The organism is Paenibacillus sp. J22P51 (assembly GCF_059692215.1).
The window spans coordinates 327,959-346,269 of record NZ_JCAUAZ010000004.1; the positions used below are offsets into that span (position 1 = coordinate 327,959).

The window sequence follows — 18,311 nt, forward strand, 5'->3', positions numbered from 1 at the left end:
TTGCCAATAATAAAGTTTACAGTTAGGGCGGCTATAGATAGCCGCCCTTTTGTTTGTATCGATCTGTCAGGATAACATGCACTTTATTCATAAATGTGAAAACATTTCATTGACGTGAATTAATAGTCGGGATATAATTAAGGTACATAAGAAAGCGATTCCAACTAGGTGTTCTACATTACAAGTACACATATATGGGAGGGTTTTAATTGAAAAAGACGAGTTTGGTTATATTGAGCAGTATGATGGTAGTAACGCTTGCAGCTTGCGGCAATGGTCAAGGAGAATCGACGGCAACGGTCAGTAATGCACCTGCTGCGACTGCGGGAACTGCCGCTCCCAAAGAAGTGACACTTAAGGTAGGTTTGCCAGGAAGCTATGACGTTACCAAAAAAGAGATTATCGAAGGTTTTCAGAAGAAATTCCCTTATATTAAATTGGAAATTCAAGACGCGCCATGGGCTGAATTTGCTACAAAAATTACAGCGCAAATTGCCGGCAACAATGCTCCAGACATCTGGTTCCAGGAAAATGCGATTATTCGTGGTTACGGGAAGCGTGGGGTAGCGGAGGATCTTACAGCGTATATCAAACGTGATCTTAAAGAGAGTGACTATGTCAGCACTTTATATGCAGCCAAGGATGAGAGTGGCAAGGTATGGGGCATACCGCATGGTTTGAACCCGATTGCGCTGGCGTATAACAAGAAAATTTTTAAAGACGCAGGCATTGAAGCTCCAACCGATAACTGGACTTACCAGGATATGTTGGATACAGCTAAGAAGTTAACCAAAGACACAAATGGCGACGGCAAAACAGATATTTACGGCATGTCCGTCGAAAAAAATATGACGCAAGGCTACTGGCCATGGTCGAAGATTTACGGCGGCGGTTGGTTGGATGAAACCAAAACGAAGTCCATGCTCTTGGATCCGAAAACAATTCAGGGTGTTACGGCATGGCAAAATACGATGAAAAGCGGAATTGCTCCAACATCCGATACGCTTGAAGCCAATGGTAAAATTGCTCAAATGTTCGGGGAAAATAAAATCGGTATGATGATTATGCAATACAGCGGACAACTTACATACAAAAAAGATTATCCGAACTTGGATTATGACACAGTCATGGTTCCTAAAGGCTTCGATGGCAAGCGATATGTTCCGTTTGTTGCGAACTCCTGGGTTATCTTCTCTAAAGCGAAGAAGGAACAGAAAGATGCAGCATGGGAATTCCTGAAATATTTCTTGGGTGATGAGGCTCAGGGATATCTGGCTTCAAGCGGTGCTTCACTTCCGCTCAGAGTATCCGCTAACGCAAAGTTGGATCTGAACACCAATCCGAAAAACAAAAAAGCATTCACCGAAGGGCTTGCTCAAGCTGGTGTGACTACGGATGAAACACCGTTCTGGAGCGAAATGACATCAGCGATTCAACCGATCTTCCTCGAAATGTTTAAAGGGAACAAAACGCCAGAGGTAGGCTTGAAGGAAGCTGATGAAAAGTTGAAAACGGTTCTTAATAACAACAAGTAGCCATGTCGCAATGTTTAGGGGGAGGTCAACACCTCCTCCTATATTTATGAAGATGAGGAGTGCTGCGTCATACAAAGGTACAATTATTGGGGATACATACTCACACTGCCGTTTGTCATCGGGTTTCTTGTTTTCTCAGCCTATCCTTTTATTTATTCCTTGTATCTAACCTTCACGAAATGGGACATGTTCAATGCTCCGCGGTGGGTAGGTCTTCAAAACTGGAAAACGATTTTTCATGAGAAGCAAATGTATTATGCGTTTCGCAATATTTTTTATTTTGCTTTGATCTTTGTGCCGCTGAAAACGGGTATCGCGTTCGTTGCGGCGTATGTGTTAAACCAGTCTATCCGCTTCAAAGGTTTCTTTCGGGTCATTTTCTTTTTACCTGTGATTACGCCCTGGATCGCAGCAGGTATGGTATGGTCATGGATCCTGAATTCTCACTTCGGTGTTGTCAATTTGCTTCTCAGTTACGTTCACCTAGGGCCGTACAAATATCTCGATAATCCGAATTGGTGGGTAGTCATTGGGAGTGTAGCTATAGCGAATGTATGGAAAGGTATAGGGGGCTCGATGGTGCTGCTGCTGGCAGGTATGCAAAATATCTCGAAAGACTTGTATGAAGCGGCAGATTTAGATGGTGCCTCCAAGTGGCAAGTTTTCAGAAGCATTGTAGTTCCGCTCGTCTCACCGATGGCCTATATGGTACTTATTCTTTCGACAATTTCCGCCTTCCATGCCTTTGATTCATTCCTTACGTTGGTCGGTGCACCAGGAGGAGTTAGGGACCAATTGCTGACCGTGAACATTATGATTTACCGTGATGCTTTTATTTTATTCAAAATGGGACCTGCTTCCGCAATGGCATGGCTGCTATTCATTGTGATCCTGGTCATTACAATCTTCCAACGGCAGATGGAAAAGAGGTGGGTGCACTATGACTAAAGAATCAAAACTAAGCGCAACGCTGCTTTATTCGTTTCTAATCATAGGCGGATTTTGCATGTTCATTCCATTCTATTGGATGGTAGTGACTTCGATCAAAACCGGAGCAAAAGTGCTGCAGATGCCGCCGCAGTGGATTCCTGATCCGGTGACTTGGCAGCATTATGTTGCTGCATGGAACAGCCAGAATGTTCATTTTGCCCGTTACACATTAAATAGCTCCATTGTGACTTTTTTCGATGTCGCCGGAACGATGATTTCTTGTGCCGTTATCGCATTTGGGCTTGCCATGTTTGAGTTTAAATTAAAAAAATGGATCTACCTGGCCATGGTATCGACTTTGATCCTGCCTGGTCAGGTGACCATGGTTCCGCAATACTTCATTTGGAAAAATCTAAATGCTCTTGACACCTTTTATCCATTAATTGTGCCAGCCTTTCTTGGAGGAGCATTCGGCATATTCCTCATGCATCAATTTTATAAAACATTGCCAAAGGAACTTTTTGAAGCAGCGCTTATCGATGGCTACACCCCATGGGGAGTGCTCTGGCGCATTTATATCCCACTGTCCAAACCTGCGCTTTCGGCATTGGCTGTGTTCACATTCATCGGTGCATGGAGTAATACGATCGGACCTCTTTTGTATTTAACGAATAACAAAATGTTTACACTGCCGCTTGGCCTCTTATTTCTTAAGGCGGTTAATGATCAACCTAATGAAATTCCGATCGTTATGGCTGCTGCGTTCATTATCACCATACCGGTTGTCATCTTGTTCCTGTTTGCTCAGAAGCAATTCATTCAGGGGATGGCATCGACCGGCTTGAAGGGATAAGCTGGAACGGGGCCAGAAGTGTCCCTATTGTCTAAAGCAGGAGGTATTTGAATGAATTTACCACTTCAGGATAAGGTCATTGTTGTGACCGGTGCGCTCGGTAAGATCGGTTTCGCCTCAGTACGGATGTTTCTGGGCAGAGGAGCTAAGGTCATCGCCAATGATTGGGTAGCTGCGGAGGATTCTCCCCGTATGATGGCGCTTCAAGAGCAGTATGGCCCAGATTGCCTGCTTTTCGTGCAGGCCGATGCGAGCAATGAAGATCAGGTCGCTGGCATGTTCCAGCAAATCCGCGAACAGTTTGGCCGCCTGGATGGGTCCTTTCATAATAGCTATACGCAGAATCGAAAGCCCGTTGCGGAATACACGTTGGAGGACTGGAATCAAGTTATCCAAGGTACGCTCACTTCGACATTTCTCATAAGCAAGCATGCCATCCTGCTAATGAAGGATTCCGGAGGCGGTTCAATCGTCAATACATCTTCCATCCTTGGGGTAAAACCGAGGGCAGGAGAAGGAGCATACGGGTCGTCGAAAGCTGGGGTCAACTTCTTGACGCAGGTCATCGCTGCCGAGAATGCCGTTCACGGCATACGGGCTAACGTGATCATACCGGGGGATGTTAAAGAACCGAAGCCGGTGTCGCCTGAGAAGGCGGAAGAGCTGCGAAAGAGTACCTGGTTAGGGCGCAGCGGCACGCCGGACGAGATTTCCGAGCTTGCTTCGTTCCTGCTGTCTGATGCTTCTTCGTATATAACGGGATCACTGTATACGATAGACGGAGGGATTCGGATATGAGATCGATGAAGATGGAGGCGGCTGAAGGATGAAGAAGCGTGTCGCAGCGATCATAACCCAGTATAAGCTCAATTCGCACGCAGATGTGATTGTTAGCAGGCTGCTCGGCGAGCTTGGCTATGAACCGCAAGTTGAGCTGGTTGCGATGTATGTTGAGCAAGTAACGGATAGAGACTTGAGTCGCGAGCTGTCCGCCAAGCATGGTGTAGCGATCTGCGCCACCATTGAGGAAGCGGTTGCCTGGGGCGCTCCTGAACAGAAAATCGACGGCATTGTCGTCATTGGGGAGCATGGAGATTATCCATGGAATGAGAAACAACAGCACTTGTATCCAAGGCTGCGGTTTATGAAAGAGACGTTAGCTGCCATGGATCGTCACGGAGTCCGCGTACCTATATTCCTTGATAAGCATTTCTCCTACGATAATGAGGATGCGCGATGGATTTATGATGAAGTTAAGAGTCGGGGTATTCCATGCATGGCGGGATCCTCCATTCCATATACGGATTATGTGCCTCACTTCGATCTTTCCTTTCTGCAGGGAGGCCGTACTTTCTTTGTCGTCAGCCATGGTGGGCATGAATCCTACGGATTTCATGGCATGGAAGTGCTGCAGGTTTTGGCTGAGCATCGGCGTGGTGCCGAGTCGGGTGTTGCGTTCGTTCATGCCTTAGCTGGCGATGAGATGTGGCAAGCGATGGATCGAGCGGAATGGCCGGAGGCGCTGATGATGAAAGCACTCGCACTCGAGCCGGAGCTAGTTGGAAGGCATCCCCGCAATGAATGCCCTGATCCCGCACTATTCGTTGTCGTGTATAATGACGGCACGATGGGTTATGTGGCGCAGCTTCATAAATTCGCTACGAGATGGAGCTTTGCCGTTCAGGATCATGCAGACGCTAGTATCGCTGCGTATTGTAATACAGGGCGTGAGCGGCCTTACAGCCATTTTACTAAATTGACCGAATTAATCGAAGAAATGATACAGTATGGCACACCTCCTTGCCCGATTGAAAGGAACCTGTTAACTACGTATCTCATTAATACGGCCATGGAATCCTTATATCTTAAGCGCCCGTTGTCCTTAGACGCATGGAGCGTTGCGTATGACCCAAAAGGTTTATATACGAGCTAGCTACTCTTACATTACAAAATATGGAGGTCTTTTATGCGAACTGAGATAATGGGTTCAAACAGCAGTAAACCGATCTCTCCAGCGATCCAAACGGACTCATTGGTATTCGTATCGGGGCAAGGCGGTCTTGATCCGCTTACAGGCGCCGTAGTTGGCAATGATCTGGAATCGCAAACGGTTCAGACGATGGAAAATATTAGACAGATTCTCGCCGCTGCCGGACTTACTTTGGACGATGTGGTGAAATGTAATATTTATTTGAGCGATAGGAAGCTGTATGAGGAATTCAATACCATTTACAGACGTTTTTTCACAAGCCCGTTTCCCAGCCGTACAGCTATTTATTGTGACTTGAATTATGATCTGCTCGTTGAGATTGATGTTATCGCCCAGATACGGAAATAAGGGAGAGAAGACGCTATGGTTGCGCACGTTTACAACTGCATCTATCAGAGTGGAAGCGAAGTGCGCTGGGAGGAAATAGGGAGCATACCGCTTGTTGATAATGTAACTGGAGAAGAAGCACGTTTAAACACAACCGTGAAAATTTGCCGCACCGATAGCTATATCCATGTGCGCTTTGAATGTGCCGACGATCATATTGTTGCCACCTATGAGAATCGGGACGACCCCATATATAAGGAAGATGTCGTAGAAATCTTCATCGATGAGAGCGGGGAGGGCAGATTTTATAAAGAATTCGAGCTGAGTCCCCGGGGCGTTGTATTCGATGCCCTCATTGATAAAGAAGAGGGACAGAAACAGAAGGTCGATGCTAGCTGGAATCTGGACGGATTGCTGACTCAGGTATCGTGGCCAGAAGAGGGAACGGCCGTGTATGACATGGCGCTTCCTGTCGCTTCTTTCGACCCAGCTCCTGCTCCGGGAATGACCTGGAGAATTAATCTTTACCGGATTGATGAAAATCCCTCAGGCCAGCGTCATTACTGGGCTTGGTCGCCTACTGGAGCATCGAGGAATTTCCATGTTCCGGAAAAATTTGGAGTGCTTGTTTTTTCATAAGCAATCGGATAAGCTACAATTAAAGCGTTTTCATGTATATGAAACGACTTCAAAGGGGGAATTGCGAATTGGAAAAACAACAAGCGCATAAAGTCAAATCAGCAGATCGGGTACTGGACATCTTTGAGCTATTTACTGGAGGGACAGATTCCTACAATTTATCAGAAATTGCCAAAAATTTAAATATGCCTGCCAGCAGCACCTACCTCATTTTACAGAACATGTTGAGCCGTGGGTACCTTGAGACTGATAAGTCCGGGAAGCAATTCCGTATTGGATATAAATTGTTCACGATTCGCAATCGTTATATTCAGAATACGAGTTTGACTGGTGAGTTTTATCAGATTGCCGATAAGATCTCGGAGGATTTGAACGAAACGGTCAGTTTATCCGTGAGAAGCGGGAACCAGCTCTTGTATCTGGGGGAGAAAGTAAGCAGCCAAGCATTGCGGTTTACGCCTAATCAGAGTGATGTATTTCCGCTGCATGCTACGGCTTCAGGTAAAATCCTGCTTGCCGACTTCACGGAAGAAGAATTGCACGCGCTTTATCCGCAAGAAAAACTGGAGCAAGTGACAAGTAAAACGATCTCCTCTTTAAAGCAGTTGCACTTGGAATTAGAAAAAGTAAAAGCACAAGGTATTGGTTACAACCTGGGTGAAACGGTGCTCGGCGTGCATTGTGTCGCTGGCGCTGTCGTTGATGCGGCTAACAGAACCGTAGCTTCTATCAGCATTTCCGTTCCCGAAGTGCGTATTACCGAAGAAATCTGGGATAAAGTACATGTCTGGATCAAGCGAGCTTGCGAAGAACTAAGTCAAAAAGTATATCGCTAACTTTGGATGGAAAGGAAGCTTCCCTCGATGAGTGATTCCAATTTTATTAGTCGGTCTTTTACAGAACCCTTTGGTTTCACCAAGAGCATTGAAGGACCTGCTTGCGATCGAGAAGGCAATTTGTATGCTGTGAATTTTGCCCGTAGACATACAATTGGGAAGGTAACGCCTGCAGCCAAATGCTCTATATTCCTTGAATTGGAAAATGGCAGCACTGGCTGCGGGATCCGTACGAATAGGCTAGGAGACATGTTCATTGCGGATCATACCGGACATAATATTCTCAAAGTCGATATCGCGACGCGCCAAATCTCCGTCTATGTTCATGAGCCGGCAATGAATCAACCCAATGATCTTGCGATTACTTCAAGCGGGGTTATTTTTGCTAGCGACCCGAATTGGAAAGACTCCACGGGACAACTCTGGCGCGTTGATACATATGGCAAAGCAACTTTATTGGAAGCCAACATGGGAACGACAAACGGAATAGAAGTCAGTCCAGATGAGAAGACACTGTATGTCAATGAAACACGACAACGCCGAATTTGGGCATACGATCTATCTGCGGACTATCTAATTAGCAATAAACGGCTCCTTATTGAGTTCCCTGATTTCGGACTAGATGGGATGCGTTGCGACATAGCCGGAAACCTATATGTAACCCGTCATGGCAAAGGCTGTATTGCCAAAATTTCACCAAGCGGCGAGGTACTTCTGGAAGTACCATTGTCGGGGAAAGACTGTACGAACCTGACTTTTGGCGGGCCTGACGGGCGCACTTGTTTTGTGACAGTTGCCGATGTAGGAAATATCCAAATATTTCAGGCGGATCTTCCCGGTAGGTGCTGGCAGTTACTTCAAGAGGATTGAGCTAAACGGAAGGAGAAAATTTTATGAAGCTAGCAATTGTCGGCATTTTTCATGAAACGAACACGTTTGCACCAGGTATGACCGAAATGGACGATTTTGCTCCGGAATGGATTCAAGGTAATGATCTTTTTCATCAAAGATATGAGCATACGCGAACATCCATGGGTGGCGTGATCGATGGGGCTCAATTGGAGCTCGCGGATTTGGCATGCGGGTTGTACACCGCGGCTCCTCCAAGCGGAATGGTCAGCCGTAGAACAGTGGAGGCCCTTTTCGATTCAGTGGTTTCCTCTATTGATTTATCAGCTGATGGAATCGTTGCCATTCTGCATGGCGCAATGGTAGCCGAAGGATTTCCAGACATGGAAGGGGAACTAATCCGCCGCATCCGAGAAAAGGCAGGTCCTTCCAAACCCCTTGCAGTAACACTTGATTTGCATGCCAATATCAGCGCTCAAATGGTGGAACACGCCGACATCCTTGTAGGTTATGACACCTATCCGCATGTAGATGCCCATGAAAGAGCGGTGGAAGCTGTTCATTTATTAGCACAGACGATCCGCGGAGAGATCAAGCCAGTTCGTTCATTCGTTCAACCGCGTTTACTCCTTGTACCGCAGGTGATGCTGACTGACGTGGCAGGTCCGATGATGGAAATCATGGAACGTGCGTTCGCCATAGAGCGTGATCCGAAGGTACTCAATGTTACCGTAGCTGGCGGCTTTCCCTACAGCGATGTCCCTGATGCTGGCGTTGCTTTTGTGGTGACGACGAATAACGATCAACCGCTTGCCGAGCAGTATGCCGAGGAGCTTAGCCTTATGGCATGGGAACTCCGGGATAAGCTGAAAAGCAATGGATACCCGGCAGCTGAAGCTGTTGCAATGGCCTTTGCCGAAGACAATGGACCCGTCATACTCGTAGAAGGCGCGGATAATGTAGGAGGAGGCGCTCCAGCAGATGCGACGCACGTATTGAAGCATCTAACCAACGCACCTCAAAAATGTCTCATTGTAATTCGTGATGCGGAAGCAGCTCAATTTGCACATCGCCAAGGAGTTGGAGCAGTATTTGATGCTGCAATTGGCGGTAAAAGCGATCAATTGAATGGTGAGCCGATTCCAATTACAGGTGTCATCCGTCTTTTATTTGATGGTAAATATACACATATCGGTCCTTATATGACTGGACAATGGGCGGATATGGGCAAAACGGCTGTCATCGAAGCCGGAAATTTAACCATTATTTTAACGGAAAAGCGTACAGCGCCATGGGATCTTGGACATGTCACGTCTGTTGGCTTACGTGCAGAAGACTTTCATGTCATCGTTGTGAAATCAGCCATTGCATGGAAAACAGCATTTGGCCCTATGTGTAAAAAAATCATACAAGTCGATACGCCAGGCTGTTGTGGAGAAAACCTATTCCACTTTCAGTATGTACATCTAACACGTCCTATTTATCCGCTTGATTCCATGTCTTACAAGGAGGCATCCCAATGAGAACTTATGAAAAATCCATTGCTAAACATCAAGCAGCCAAACAACATCTTGCAGGCGGAGTAGCCAGTTCTTTGCGTGCGTCAATGAAACCAACCCCCTTGTACGCAGAGTCAGCGAAAGGTGCTCGCATCCGAGACGTGGATGGCAATGCATATATCGACTACTTGCTTGCCTACGGTCCATTAATTCTGGGTCACGCGCATGACGGCCTGACTGAAAGCATCCATCAAGCCTTGCTCAATGGATCTACTTACGGGCTTCAGCATGATGGTGAAATTCAGCTTGCTGATTTGCTAACAGAGGTCATTCCTTGCGCTGAGAAAGTATCGCTTAGCGGCTCCGGAACGGAAGCTGTTATGCTGGCGCTCCGATTGTCACGTGCATTCACGAATAAAACAAAGGTCGTGCGCTTCCATGGACATTACCATGGCTGGTCGGATTCAATTTTTACCTCTTTTCCCAGCTCGGACATGAGTCAAAAAGCTTCCGACGACAAAGCTTCTCAAATCCCCCCTGGTACATTCGGACAAAGCGAAAACAGTCTGGATGATATCATCTTACTTCCTTGGAATGATCCTGTTGCCTTAGAATCTGTGTTCCGCACCCGCGGTCATGAAATCGCAGCTGTCATAACGGAGCCGGTCATGTGCAATTCCGGCTGTATCCAGCCTAAGCCCGGCTATCTAGAGTTGATCCGCAAACTGACCGAAGAGCTCCATATCGTCATGATTATGGATGAGGTGATTACCGGTTTTCGACTTAGCTTGGGTGGGGCTCACGGAAGATTCGGTATCCTTCCTGACTTAGTCGTTATCGGCAAAGCGATGGGCGGCGGCATCGCCATCAGCGCGGTGGCCGGTAAAGCTGAAATCATGAAGCTCGTGGATGATGGTAAAGTGAGTCATCTGGGTACGCTGAACGGAAACTGTGTTTCTACCGCAGCAGCCATCTCTACAATAAGCCACCTCTCGCAAGACAACGGTGCTGCTTATGAACAAATGGAAGCTTTATTTATAGAGCTTGCTACCGGAATACGCGTTTTGCTGGGCAGGCATGGTATCTCTGGCGTAGTCAACCAAGTTGGCCCTGTGCTTCACATGATGTTTATTGATGCCGTGGAAGTTAACGACTTCGATACGTTCAATAAACGCGACTCAGCCAAATATAGCCGCTTTGCCGAATTGATGCTGGACGAAGGCGTATTACTCCGTCCGAATGGTCTTTGGTACATTTCCACGGCACACAATAGATCTGATATTAAAGAGACATTGCTGGCAATGGATCGCGTGTTAGCTCAATTATAATCTTACATATAATGGATTAATTAGGCGTGTAAATACAGTATATATCAGGCTAAATACCATAAATGGAGGTTCACGCTATGGATACATTCCTATTTCACCATTTGACACGGGAAGAAATTACGGAATGCGCAAGAGCCGGTTACGCCGCAGTTGTGCCGCTGGCGGCAACGGAGCAGCACGGAAGGCACCTTAGTGTCTATACGGACAGCCTGATTTGCGAGCATGTGAGTACAGAGGCTGTCCGTAAAGCGACCGCAGAAGGAAAAGCGAAGCTGCTCCTGACTCCGCAATTGTCGATCGGCTGCTCCAGTCATCATCTTGCCTTTGGTGGCACCCTCTCGTTTTCCCCGGAAACGTATTTACGGATGCTTAGGGAAATCGGAGAAAGCTTAATCAAGGACGGATTCCGCAAAATCATTTTTATTAATTCGCATGGCGGCAATGCCAACATGATGAACCAGGCGGCACAGGACTTAGTTGTGGGGCATCCGGTGTGGGTCGCTTCCGCTTCCTATTGGAACGCAGCTGGGCAAGCGATTACGGCTGCTCGGGAAGAAAATCGGGGGATGGTGGCTGGACATGCCGGTCGATTTGAAACTTCGTTAATGCTTGCGCTTAATGAGGGTCTTGTACGTAAGGACCTCATTCCGCAGGAGCATCCCGAGCTGGATTGGATATTTGGTGGGCCGGCGGGCACTTTTATCGGCTGTCATGGCAAGTTAACTGGCGCTGATGGCATTACGGATAGTAGTGAGGCCGCATCCGCCGAGCAAGGACAGTCTTATTTGGCTGCAATCGTAGATGGTGTGGCTGGGTGGTTCGTAGATTGCTATGCGACAATGTCAGCAGAAGATGGAACTATGAGAAGTATATAAAAACGCACGAAAAAGGAGTGTAATTGATGACAACCTACAAGGTAGTAGTGACGGATTACGGGTTTCCGGATTTAAAGCAAGAAGAAGAAGTCTTGTTGCCAATGGGTGTTGAGCTCATTTCGGGACAATGCAAAACGCCAGAAGAAGTGCTTCGTATGGCGAAACAAGCTGATGCGATTATAGCGGAAAGAGCGCCGATCACCAAGGAAGTCATAGACAGTCTGGAGCGCTGTAAAATCATCGTCAGGTACGGCGTCGGTGTCGATAATGTGGATATTGAAGCGGCCAAGGCAAGAAATATTCCTGTTGTCAACGTTCCGGACTATGGGACCGGGGAAGTTGCCGATCATGCGATGTCCTTACTGCTTTCGAGCGTCCGCAAAATTCCGCAAATTGTTGCACAAGTCCGCAGAGGCGTTTGGCAAATAACGCCATGCAGCCCTATTATGGGACTTCAAGGGAAAACGTTAGGCCTTGCCGGCTTCGGGAATATCGGAAAAGATGTGGCAAGAAGAGCGCAAAGCTTCGGCATTAACACGATAGGCTACGATCCCTATGTGCAGCAGCCTATTTTTGAACAAATGAACACGCAGAAGGTCGATTGGAATGAACTGCTGGAACAAAGCGATATGATCTCGGTTCATCTTCCTTTAACGCCTGATACGAAGCATATTTTCAATCATGAAGCCTTTGAGCGAATGAAATCAACGGCCTATTTGATCAATACGTCCAGAGGAGCGGTCGTTCACACCGAAAGTTTGATTGCTGCGCTAACGAATAACCAGATTGCCGGTGCAGCACTGGATGTACTGGAGCAGCAGCCCGTTTCGCCGGACAGTCCCCTGCTGCAAATAGAGCAGTGCTTTATTACAAGCCATTGCGCTTGGTATTCGGAAAGTTCAGTGAACCGGCTGCAACGTCATGCGGCTTTGGAAGTAAAACGTATACTTAGCGGAGAACGTCCCAAGCATATCGTCAACGGTGTGGAGGTCTAGTCTGCATGAAGACACTGGTATATAACGGACCGAGGCAATTAAGTCTTGAAGACATGGAAGATCCGCGCTCGCTTCCGGGAGAGGCCATCATCAAGGTCGAAGCCGCAGGCATTTGCGGCAGCGAATTGGAAGGTTATCTGGGCCATAGCAGTGTCAGAATTCCGCCGTTAATTATGGGGCATGAATTTTGCGGCACGATTGTTGACATACATAAGGGAGCAAGCGCAACTGAAGGATTTTCCATCGGAGACAAAGTTGTAGCCAATCCACTTATTTCTTGCGGCTCTTGCGACCGTTGCTTAATCGGCAAGCGTAATCTATGCCGTCATCGTGAACTGATAGGCATTCATCGGCCGGGTGCTTTTGCGGGGTACGTGACCGTACCTTTAAGCAGCTTGTATTCCATTCCCAAAGAAATGGATGCCGCTGTCGCCTCGTTGGCGGAACCACTAGCCGTATGCATCCATGCGATCAAGCTCGGTCTTCCGTATTTGGATGATCTTATCATTTATGGAGCTGGGACGATAGGGTTGTTGACTTTGCAGGCGGCATTGAATATGGGGGCGAATAAAGCGTTGGTCGTGGATCGGCAGGAAGTGCGGCTGAATCATGTCAAGCTTCTAGGTGCTGAAGTTGCGACGCCGGAACAAGTGGAAGACAAAGTGACTAAGCTGTTCGCTCAGCGGGGAATCGATACGATTATTGATTGCGTCGGTGCAACAGCAGTGAGACAACAAGCGCTGCAACTGATTAATCCTGGCGGAAACATCGTGCTGGTTGGTTTGGGAAGCGATGAATCCCCTATGAAAATGAATCATCTTGTCCGTCAAGAAGTTAACATTCTCGGTTCCTATTCCTATACGGATTCGGATTTTAAACATGCGGTTCAGATGCTGGTCAGTGGGAAAATCAGAACGGAAGGTTGGCTGGCGAAGCGCAGCTTGTCTGATGGACCCGACATATTTAAAGCTTTAGTGGAAGGCAAGACCGAATTCAGCAAAATTACTTTACATCCTTAATAAAGAGGGCGATACCATGCGATTTGAGAAAAAGGTTTTCATTGTTACCGGCGGCGGAACCGGCATTGGCCGAGCCACTTCCCTACGTTTGGTCAGAGAAGGGGCTAACGTCGTCATAGCCAATCGTTCTGAAAAGAACGCCATGGAAACGCTGGAGCAGATGGAAGGCTCGGCGGGAAAAGCTATTTTCGTCAAAACCGATGTGGGACAGTCTGACGATATTCGAAGGGTGATCCAGACCGCGGTTGATACCTATGGCAGGCTGGATGGCATTGTCCATAGTGCTGCGATTGAATCCTTGCTTGGAGTTGTAGATTTATCCGAGGAGGAGTGGCACAACACGATCAATGTGAATTTAACATCCGCGTTCTTGTTGGGAAAATACGGCATTCCACCTATGATCAACAGTGGCGGAGGCGTCATTATTAACGTCGCTTCCGTTCACGCGCAAGCAACCATTTCAAACTATGCAGCCTATGCGGCTTCAAAGGGCGGGCTGATGGCTTTGACAAGAAGCATGGCGATCGATTACGCCAAAAAAGGGATTCGCGTTAACGCGGTTCTTCCAGGCGCGACAGATACTGGCATGTTAAACAGATATGCGGAATTGGGCGGATTGCATGGCGCTGATTTAAATGAGGAATGGAAAGACGCCCAGCCGCTTGGACGCATTGGAAAACCTGAGGAAGTTGCCAACCTCATTTGCTTTATGTTAAGCGATGAGGCGCCATTTATGATTGGCACGGGTGTAGTTATAGACGGAGGGATGTTGGCTGAGCTATGAAACAGTACATCGCGATTTTGCCGATGCTTGATGAGGAAAAGAATCGACTCCATCGACCGGCTCACTTAGCTTATTTGGAAGATCTGGAAAAGAAGGGCTCCATCTATCTCAAAGCTCGTTTTGTAGACGGAGCAGGAGGCATGGTTATTTACAACGCTAAATCTTTGGAAGAAGCTGAAAAGCTTGCCACTCAAGACCCGTTCGTTATTCATGGTGCGCGCTCATGCGAATTTCACGAACTGCTCATTGTATAATCCCACGGTGGTGAAGGGGTGGTGCTTGAATGGAAAACAAGTCCGAACATCAACAACTTGAACAAATCCGCTTGGAAAATGAGAACCTGTTGATTGACATCATTCCTGCACTCGGAACCAAAATCTGTTCGCTCATCAATAAAAAGACGGGAAAACAATGGATGGATCGACCAGATGGCATGGTAGGGTTTCAACAGCCTCGCTACGGCAGTTTGTGGGAGGAGTGGGATCGATGCGGTTGGGATGAATTATTTCCAAGCATAGATAGCTGTTCTTATCCTGTTGATCCATGGAAACATGTCCAGATTCCTGATCACGGAGAAGTATGGGCAATGCCGTGGGCGTGCAGCAAAGTTTCCGACCTAGAGATGCATGGTGAGGTTCAAGGATGTCAACTGCCTTACCGACTGGAGAAAAAGATCGTTTTGAAAGGTAGTCAGGTACATTTCTTTTATCGTTTAACGAATTTGAGCGAGCATGATATGCCTTATTTGTGGGCTCCTCATCCCATCATCGCTGCTACGGAATCTATGCGCATCTGTTTGCCGCCATCCGTAGGCCAAATCGTAACGACCGTTTCGTTAGACCAGCGTTTGGGAAAATGGGGCACGGAGCATGCATGGCCAGCATTTATTGGCAAGGACGGGACCGAAGTAGAAGTAAACAAGATGCCTGCCCGGAATTCCGGCGTGGCCGATAAGTTTTATGTAAAGTCCCCCCTTCAAGAGGGCTGGTGCTCCGTAGTTGAGGAAGCGACAGGAGAACGATTTACACTCATTTTTGATGTGAAAACAATTCCTTATTTGGCCTTCTGGATGAATGGCGGCGGTTGGAATGATCATTATCACCTTGCAATGGAGCCAGCGACCGGGTATTTGGATAATGTGAGCATTGCTCATGGTTTGAACAGTTGTCTGATAGTGCCTGGCGGTGGCGTCAAAGAGTGGGAGTTAACGTTGGAAATCAGCTAGATCCATAGGAGAGTGAACCCATTGATAGGTAAAGTATATCCATCGGAAAAGAAATCGTACATCGATGAAAAAACGGGACGACAGGTGTGGCAGCTGACCGCAGGCTCCTCCAACAATGTGCATCTCTATTTTACGGACAATTCCTTCTCGCTGGGAGATAAGGAAATATACTTTCTCTCCGATCGAGGCAGTGACCGGGGGCTGTACAACTTTTTCAAGATGCATCTGGCTTCAGGTCAAATTACACAAATAACAGATGAACCCGAAGGCGTCGGCCATACAGGATTCAGCACGAAGACACCAGACAGCGAGCTGTTAGTCTACATTACCGGCAACAAGATCAAAAAGGTTAATACCCGAACGGGAGAGATCACCGTTGTGTACGAAGAGACCGAAGGCATGACGTTATGGTCTCCTTTTATAAGTCCAGATAAAAAGCTAGTGGGCTTTTGCCGTAATGAGGATGTCTCCATAAAATATGGCAATAACTATGCCGGCTTTAAGGAGACTATGTATGCGATCAAACGGGGCTTTGTCACGATTGCCCATTTGGATGGTTCCCAGGTCTATAATGCTTTTGAAGATACCCACTGGCTGGGGCATTTCCAATTTTCTCCTCATAACAGCGATCTGGCCATGTTCTGTCATGAAGGTCCGTGGAATCAGGTGCATCAACGTATTTGGCTGCTGGAAATTTCCTCTGGTAAAGTAACACCCTGCTTCAGGCAGGAGGAGGACGACTGCGTAGGCCATGAGTTTTGGACGCGAGACGGCTTGATTTTCTTCGATAATCGTAGGAAAGGGCATGACGGCACCATTACCTCGAAGCGAACGCAGGCTACGATTGTTACGGAGGAAAGCGGGCAAACGCCTTATATCGGGTTAGCTGATGAGAACGGCGAGGTGCTCAAAACGATTCCGATGCCGCATTACTGCAACCATTATCATGCCAACAACGATAACAGCCTATTGGTCGGGGATGAAGTCGATGATATTGTCCTCATCACATTGAACAATGGTGAAACGGAGCTGGAAACATTATGTACCCACCACACCTCATGGGGCTCCCAGATGTCGCATTGCCATCCGACTTTCAGCTGGAAGGCTGACAGCATTTTATTCGCCTCCGACCGAAGTGGAACGATACAGCTCTATTTAACGGAGGTAAATGTAAAATGAAAAAAAAGAATTTATTGTTTATTACAACGGATCAACAAAGACAGGATTCACTGCCATGTTATGGGTTGGATTTTATGAAAACGCCTAATTTGGATTGGATTGCTAATAATGGCATGGTATTTAACAACTGCTACGTGACAGCTCCCGTATGCGGACCTAGCCGATCGGCCATGATGTGTGGGCAGTATCCATCTGTCGTCGGGACATTATCCAACGATACTAACCTTCCTGAGGGGACGCCGGTATGGCCCGAGATCGTTGGCAGAGAAGGCTATCAAACGGCAGCGATTGGAAAAATGCATTTTACCCCGTGGGATCAACTAGGCGGTTTTAAAGAGCGAATTATATGTGAGGATAAACGGCATTTTTATTTGCCGGATGACCACTATACCTTTCTCAAGCACAATGGATTGGACCGATCGAGTCCGGTTGAGTTTCCGGAATACCAGGAATCGCTCGGAGCGCCTTATTTTATTCATGAAAAGAAGTTTCACCCAGATGTATTTGTTGCAGAAAGCGCAGCACAATGGCTGGGAACGAATGGCGATGAGCCTTTTGCCGTTTGGGTTAGTTTTCCAAGCCCGCACGATCCCTACGACCCGCCTGCAGAAATGAAGGATATGTATGAAGAATGCGAGATTCCTGAGCCGATTCAAGGTTCTGTAGAAGCGAACTATATGTTGGAAGAACAATTGGCGTTCTGCAGGGATACGGAGAATAATTCGGTTTTCAGAATTGATCCTACAAAGGCAACTCCCGAGCAAATCAGAAGATGGCGGAAGCATTACTATGCGACAATCTCTCTGATCGATGAAGGCATTGGCAAGATGATAGATGTATTAAGGGAAAAAGGCGTGCTGGAAGATACGTATATCGTGTTTACAAGTGATCATGGCGATGCGCTGGGTGACCATGGTTTATCCTATAAATATTTCTTTTACGAATCGATGGTCAAAGTTCCACTCCTAGTTTACGGACCGGGCGTCTCGAAAGGCAGTACTTGTGACTCGTTGGTAAGTACGGTTAATCTCATGCCTATGTTCTTGGATATTTGTCAGGCTCCTAAACCGAATACGGTTCAAGGGAAAAGCTTAATGGCATTAATCGAGAACCCTGAAAAGCCGATTAATAAATACGTTTTTAGCGAATTTTTAGGACGTTCTATGGTGTATGACGGTAGATATAAATATGTTCATTATATTTCTGGTGGCGAAGAACTGTTTGATGTACAGGAAGATCCACAAGAGATTACTAATAGATCGAAGGATGAGACGTTGTTTGGCATAAAGAGCGATCTGAAAAGCAAACTGATTGAGCATATGCTGGAATGCCAGAGCTTGCTTAAACAAAGAACGACGGTAGAAACCCATCCTGAACGGAAGCGAATTGATGACGAGTATAAGCAGATGAGGATGAGTATTAAGAATTAGAGGAAGAAGGAGAATACG

Annotated in this window: 19 protein-coding genes; all 19 read left to right on the top strand. The window is 47.0% G+C overall.

The window, feature by feature from the left end; translation table 11 throughout:
* The first annotated feature begins 209 nt into the window (after positions 1-209).
* The 19 genes from AC58QC_RS12340 to AC58QC_RS12430 all read left to right on the top strand — a co-directional run bounded on the left by AC58QC_RS12340 (position 210) and on the right by AC58QC_RS12430 (position 18,293).
* Entirely contained in the window at positions 210-1,535 is a 1,326-nt protein-coding gene (locus AC58QC_RS12340) for an ABC transporter substrate-binding protein (RefSeq protein WP_497415436.1), read from the top strand.
* Positions 1,536-1,721: 186 nt separating this feature from the next.
* Positions 1,722-2,483, top strand: coding sequence for a carbohydrate ABC transporter permease (locus AC58QC_RS12345; protein WP_497415437.1), 762 nt, complete (start codon positions 1,722-1,724; stop codon positions 2,481-2,483).
* Positions 2,476-3,318 (top strand): carbohydrate ABC transporter permease, encoded by an 843-nt coding sequence (locus tag AC58QC_RS12350; RefSeq protein ID WP_497415438.1) that lies wholly within the window; start codon positions 2,476-2,478, stop codon positions 3,316-3,318. The genes AC58QC_RS12345 and AC58QC_RS12350 overlap by 8 nt, the downstream gene beginning before the upstream one ends.
* A gap of 51 nt (positions 3,319-3,369) precedes the next feature.
* Positions 3,370-4,116, top strand: a complete 747-nt coding sequence (locus AC58QC_RS12355; protein ID WP_497415439.1) for an SDR family NAD(P)-dependent oxidoreductase — start codon at positions 3,370-3,372, stop codon at positions 4,114-4,116.
* A 28-nt stretch (positions 4,117-4,144) separates the two neighbouring features.
* Positions 4,145-5,251: a hypothetical protein gene (locus tag AC58QC_RS12360; RefSeq protein WP_497415440.1), complete on the top strand. Its 1,107-nt coding sequence runs from the start codon at positions 4,145-4,147 to the stop codon at positions 5,249-5,251.
* Between the two features lie 33 nt (positions 5,252-5,284).
* Positions 5,285-5,656: a RidA family protein gene (locus tag AC58QC_RS12365; RefSeq protein ID WP_497415441.1), complete on the top strand. Its 372-nt coding sequence runs from the start codon at positions 5,285-5,287 to the stop codon at positions 5,654-5,656.
* Between the two features lie 15 nt (positions 5,657-5,671).
* Positions 5,672-6,274: a carbohydrate-binding family 9-like protein gene (locus tag AC58QC_RS12370; RefSeq protein WP_497415442.1), complete on the top strand. Its 603-nt coding sequence runs from the start codon at positions 5,672-5,674 to the stop codon at positions 6,272-6,274.
* 68 nt (positions 6,275-6,342) lie between these two features.
* A complete protein-coding gene (locus AC58QC_RS12375) occupies positions 6,343-7,110 on the top strand; it encodes an IclR family transcriptional regulator (RefSeq protein ID WP_497415443.1) in 768 nt (255 codons plus the stop codon).
* 27 nt (positions 7,111-7,137) lie between these two features.
* Entirely contained in the window at positions 7,138-7,980 is an 843-nt protein-coding gene (locus AC58QC_RS12380) for an SMP-30/gluconolactonase/LRE family protein (protein WP_497415444.1), read from the top strand.
* 23 nt (positions 7,981-8,003) lie between these two features.
* Positions 8,004-9,482 carry a M81 family metallopeptidase gene (locus tag AC58QC_RS12385; RefSeq protein ID WP_497415445.1) on the top strand — a complete coding sequence of 493 codons (1,479 nt, stop codon included), beginning with the start codon at positions 8,004-8,006 and terminating at the stop codon, positions 9,480-9,482.
* The gene (locus AC58QC_RS12390) at positions 9,479-10,786 is read left to right on the top strand and encodes an aspartate aminotransferase family protein (protein WP_497415446.1); all 1,308 of its coding nucleotides are present in this window, start codon (positions 9,479-9,481) and stop codon (positions 10,784-10,786) included. Before AC58QC_RS12385 ends, AC58QC_RS12390 begins: the two co-directional genes overlap by 4 nt.
* A 77-nt stretch (positions 10,787-10,863) precedes the next feature.
* Positions 10,864-11,661, top strand: coding sequence for a creatininase family protein (locus AC58QC_RS12395; RefSeq protein ID WP_497415447.1), 798 nt, complete (start codon positions 10,864-10,866; stop codon positions 11,659-11,661).
* Between the two features lie 26 nt (positions 11,662-11,687).
* On the top strand, positions 11,688-12,656 hold the full coding sequence (locus tag AC58QC_RS12400) for a C-terminal binding protein (protein ID WP_497415448.1): 969 nt from the start codon (positions 11,688-11,690) through the stop codon (positions 12,654-12,656).
* Between the two features lie 5 nt (positions 12,657-12,661).
* Positions 12,662-13,675 carry a zinc-dependent alcohol dehydrogenase gene (locus AC58QC_RS12405; protein ID WP_497415449.1) on the top strand — a complete coding sequence of 338 codons (1,014 nt, stop codon included), beginning with the start codon at positions 12,662-12,664 and terminating at the stop codon, positions 13,673-13,675.
* Positions 13,676-13,691: 16 nt separating this feature from the next.
* Positions 13,692-14,459, top strand: coding sequence for an SDR family NAD(P)-dependent oxidoreductase (locus AC58QC_RS12410; RefSeq protein WP_497415450.1), 768 nt, complete (start codon positions 13,692-13,694; stop codon positions 14,457-14,459).
* Positions 14,456-14,713 carry a YciI family protein gene (locus AC58QC_RS12415; RefSeq protein WP_497415451.1) on the top strand — a complete coding sequence of 86 codons (258 nt, stop codon included), beginning with the start codon at positions 14,456-14,458 and terminating at the stop codon, positions 14,711-14,713. Before AC58QC_RS12410 ends, AC58QC_RS12415 begins: the two co-directional genes overlap by 4 nt.
* Before the next feature lie 29 nt (positions 14,714-14,742).
* The gene (locus AC58QC_RS12420) at positions 14,743-15,684 is read left to right on the top strand and encodes a DUF5107 domain-containing protein (protein WP_497415452.1); all 942 of its coding nucleotides are present in this window, start codon (positions 14,743-14,745) and stop codon (positions 15,682-15,684) included.
* Positions 15,685-15,705: 21 nt separating this feature from the next.
* A complete protein-coding gene (locus tag AC58QC_RS12425) occupies positions 15,706-16,863 on the top strand; it encodes an oligogalacturonate lyase family protein (RefSeq protein WP_497415453.1) in 1,158 nt (385 codons plus the stop codon).
* Positions 16,860-18,293: a sulfatase family protein gene (locus AC58QC_RS12430; protein WP_497415454.1), complete on the top strand. Its 1,434-nt coding sequence runs from the start codon at positions 16,860-16,862 to the stop codon at positions 18,291-18,293. Before AC58QC_RS12425 ends, AC58QC_RS12430 begins: the two co-directional genes overlap by 4 nt.
* The last annotated feature ends 18 nt before the right edge of the window (positions 18,294-18,311 follow it).

Bases quoted from the DNA above. Each gene is read 5' to 3' on its own strand.
- AC58QC_RS12345 (WP_497415437.1), top strand. From the start codon at position 1,722: ATGTTCAATGCTCCGCGGTGGGTAGGTCTTCAAAACTGGAAAACGATT.
- AC58QC_RS12350 (WP_497415438.1), top strand. From the start codon at position 2,476: ATGACTAAAGAATCAAAACTAAGCGCAACGCTGCTTTATTCGTTTCTA.
- AC58QC_RS12355 (WP_497415439.1), top strand. From the start codon at position 3,370: ATGAATTTACCACTTCAGGATAAGGTCATTGTTGTGACCGGTGCGCTC.
- AC58QC_RS12360 (WP_497415440.1), top strand. From the start codon at position 4,145: ATGAAGAAGCGTGTCGCAGCGATCATAACCCAGTATAAGCTCAATTCG.
- AC58QC_RS12365 (WP_497415441.1), top strand. From the start codon at position 5,285: ATGCGAACTGAGATAATGGGTTCAAACAGCAGTAAACCGATCTCTCCA.
- AC58QC_RS12370 (WP_497415442.1), top strand. From the start codon at position 5,672: ATGGTTGCGCACGTTTACAACTGCATCTATCAGAGTGGAAGCGAAGTG.
- AC58QC_RS12380 (WP_497415444.1), top strand. From the start codon at position 7,138: ATGAGTGATTCCAATTTTATTAGTCGGTCTTTTACAGAACCCTTTGGT.
- AC58QC_RS12385 (WP_497415445.1), top strand. From the start codon at position 8,004: ATGAAGCTAGCAATTGTCGGCATTTTTCATGAAACGAACACGTTTGCA.
- AC58QC_RS12390 (WP_497415446.1), top strand. From the start codon at position 9,479: ATGAGAACTTATGAAAAATCCATTGCTAAACATCAAGCAGCCAAACAA.
- AC58QC_RS12395 (WP_497415447.1), top strand. From the start codon at position 10,864: ATGGATACATTCCTATTTCACCATTTGACACGGGAAGAAATTACGGAA.
- AC58QC_RS12400 (WP_497415448.1), top strand. From the start codon at position 11,688: ATGACAACCTACAAGGTAGTAGTGACGGATTACGGGTTTCCGGATTTA.
- AC58QC_RS12405 (WP_497415449.1), top strand. From the start codon at position 12,662: ATGAAGACACTGGTATATAACGGACCGAGGCAATTAAGTCTTGAAGAC.
- AC58QC_RS12410 (WP_497415450.1), top strand. From the start codon at position 13,692: ATGCGATTTGAGAAAAAGGTTTTCATTGTTACCGGCGGCGGAACCGGC.
- AC58QC_RS12415 (WP_497415451.1), top strand. From the start codon at position 14,456: ATGAAACAGTACATCGCGATTTTGCCGATGCTTGATGAGGAAAAGAAT.
- AC58QC_RS12420 (WP_497415452.1), top strand. From the start codon at position 14,743: ATGGAAAACAAGTCCGAACATCAACAACTTGAACAAATCCGCTTGGAA.
- AC58QC_RS12430 (WP_497415454.1), top strand. From the start codon at position 16,860: ATGAAAAAAAAGAATTTATTGTTTATTACAACGGATCAACAAAGACAG.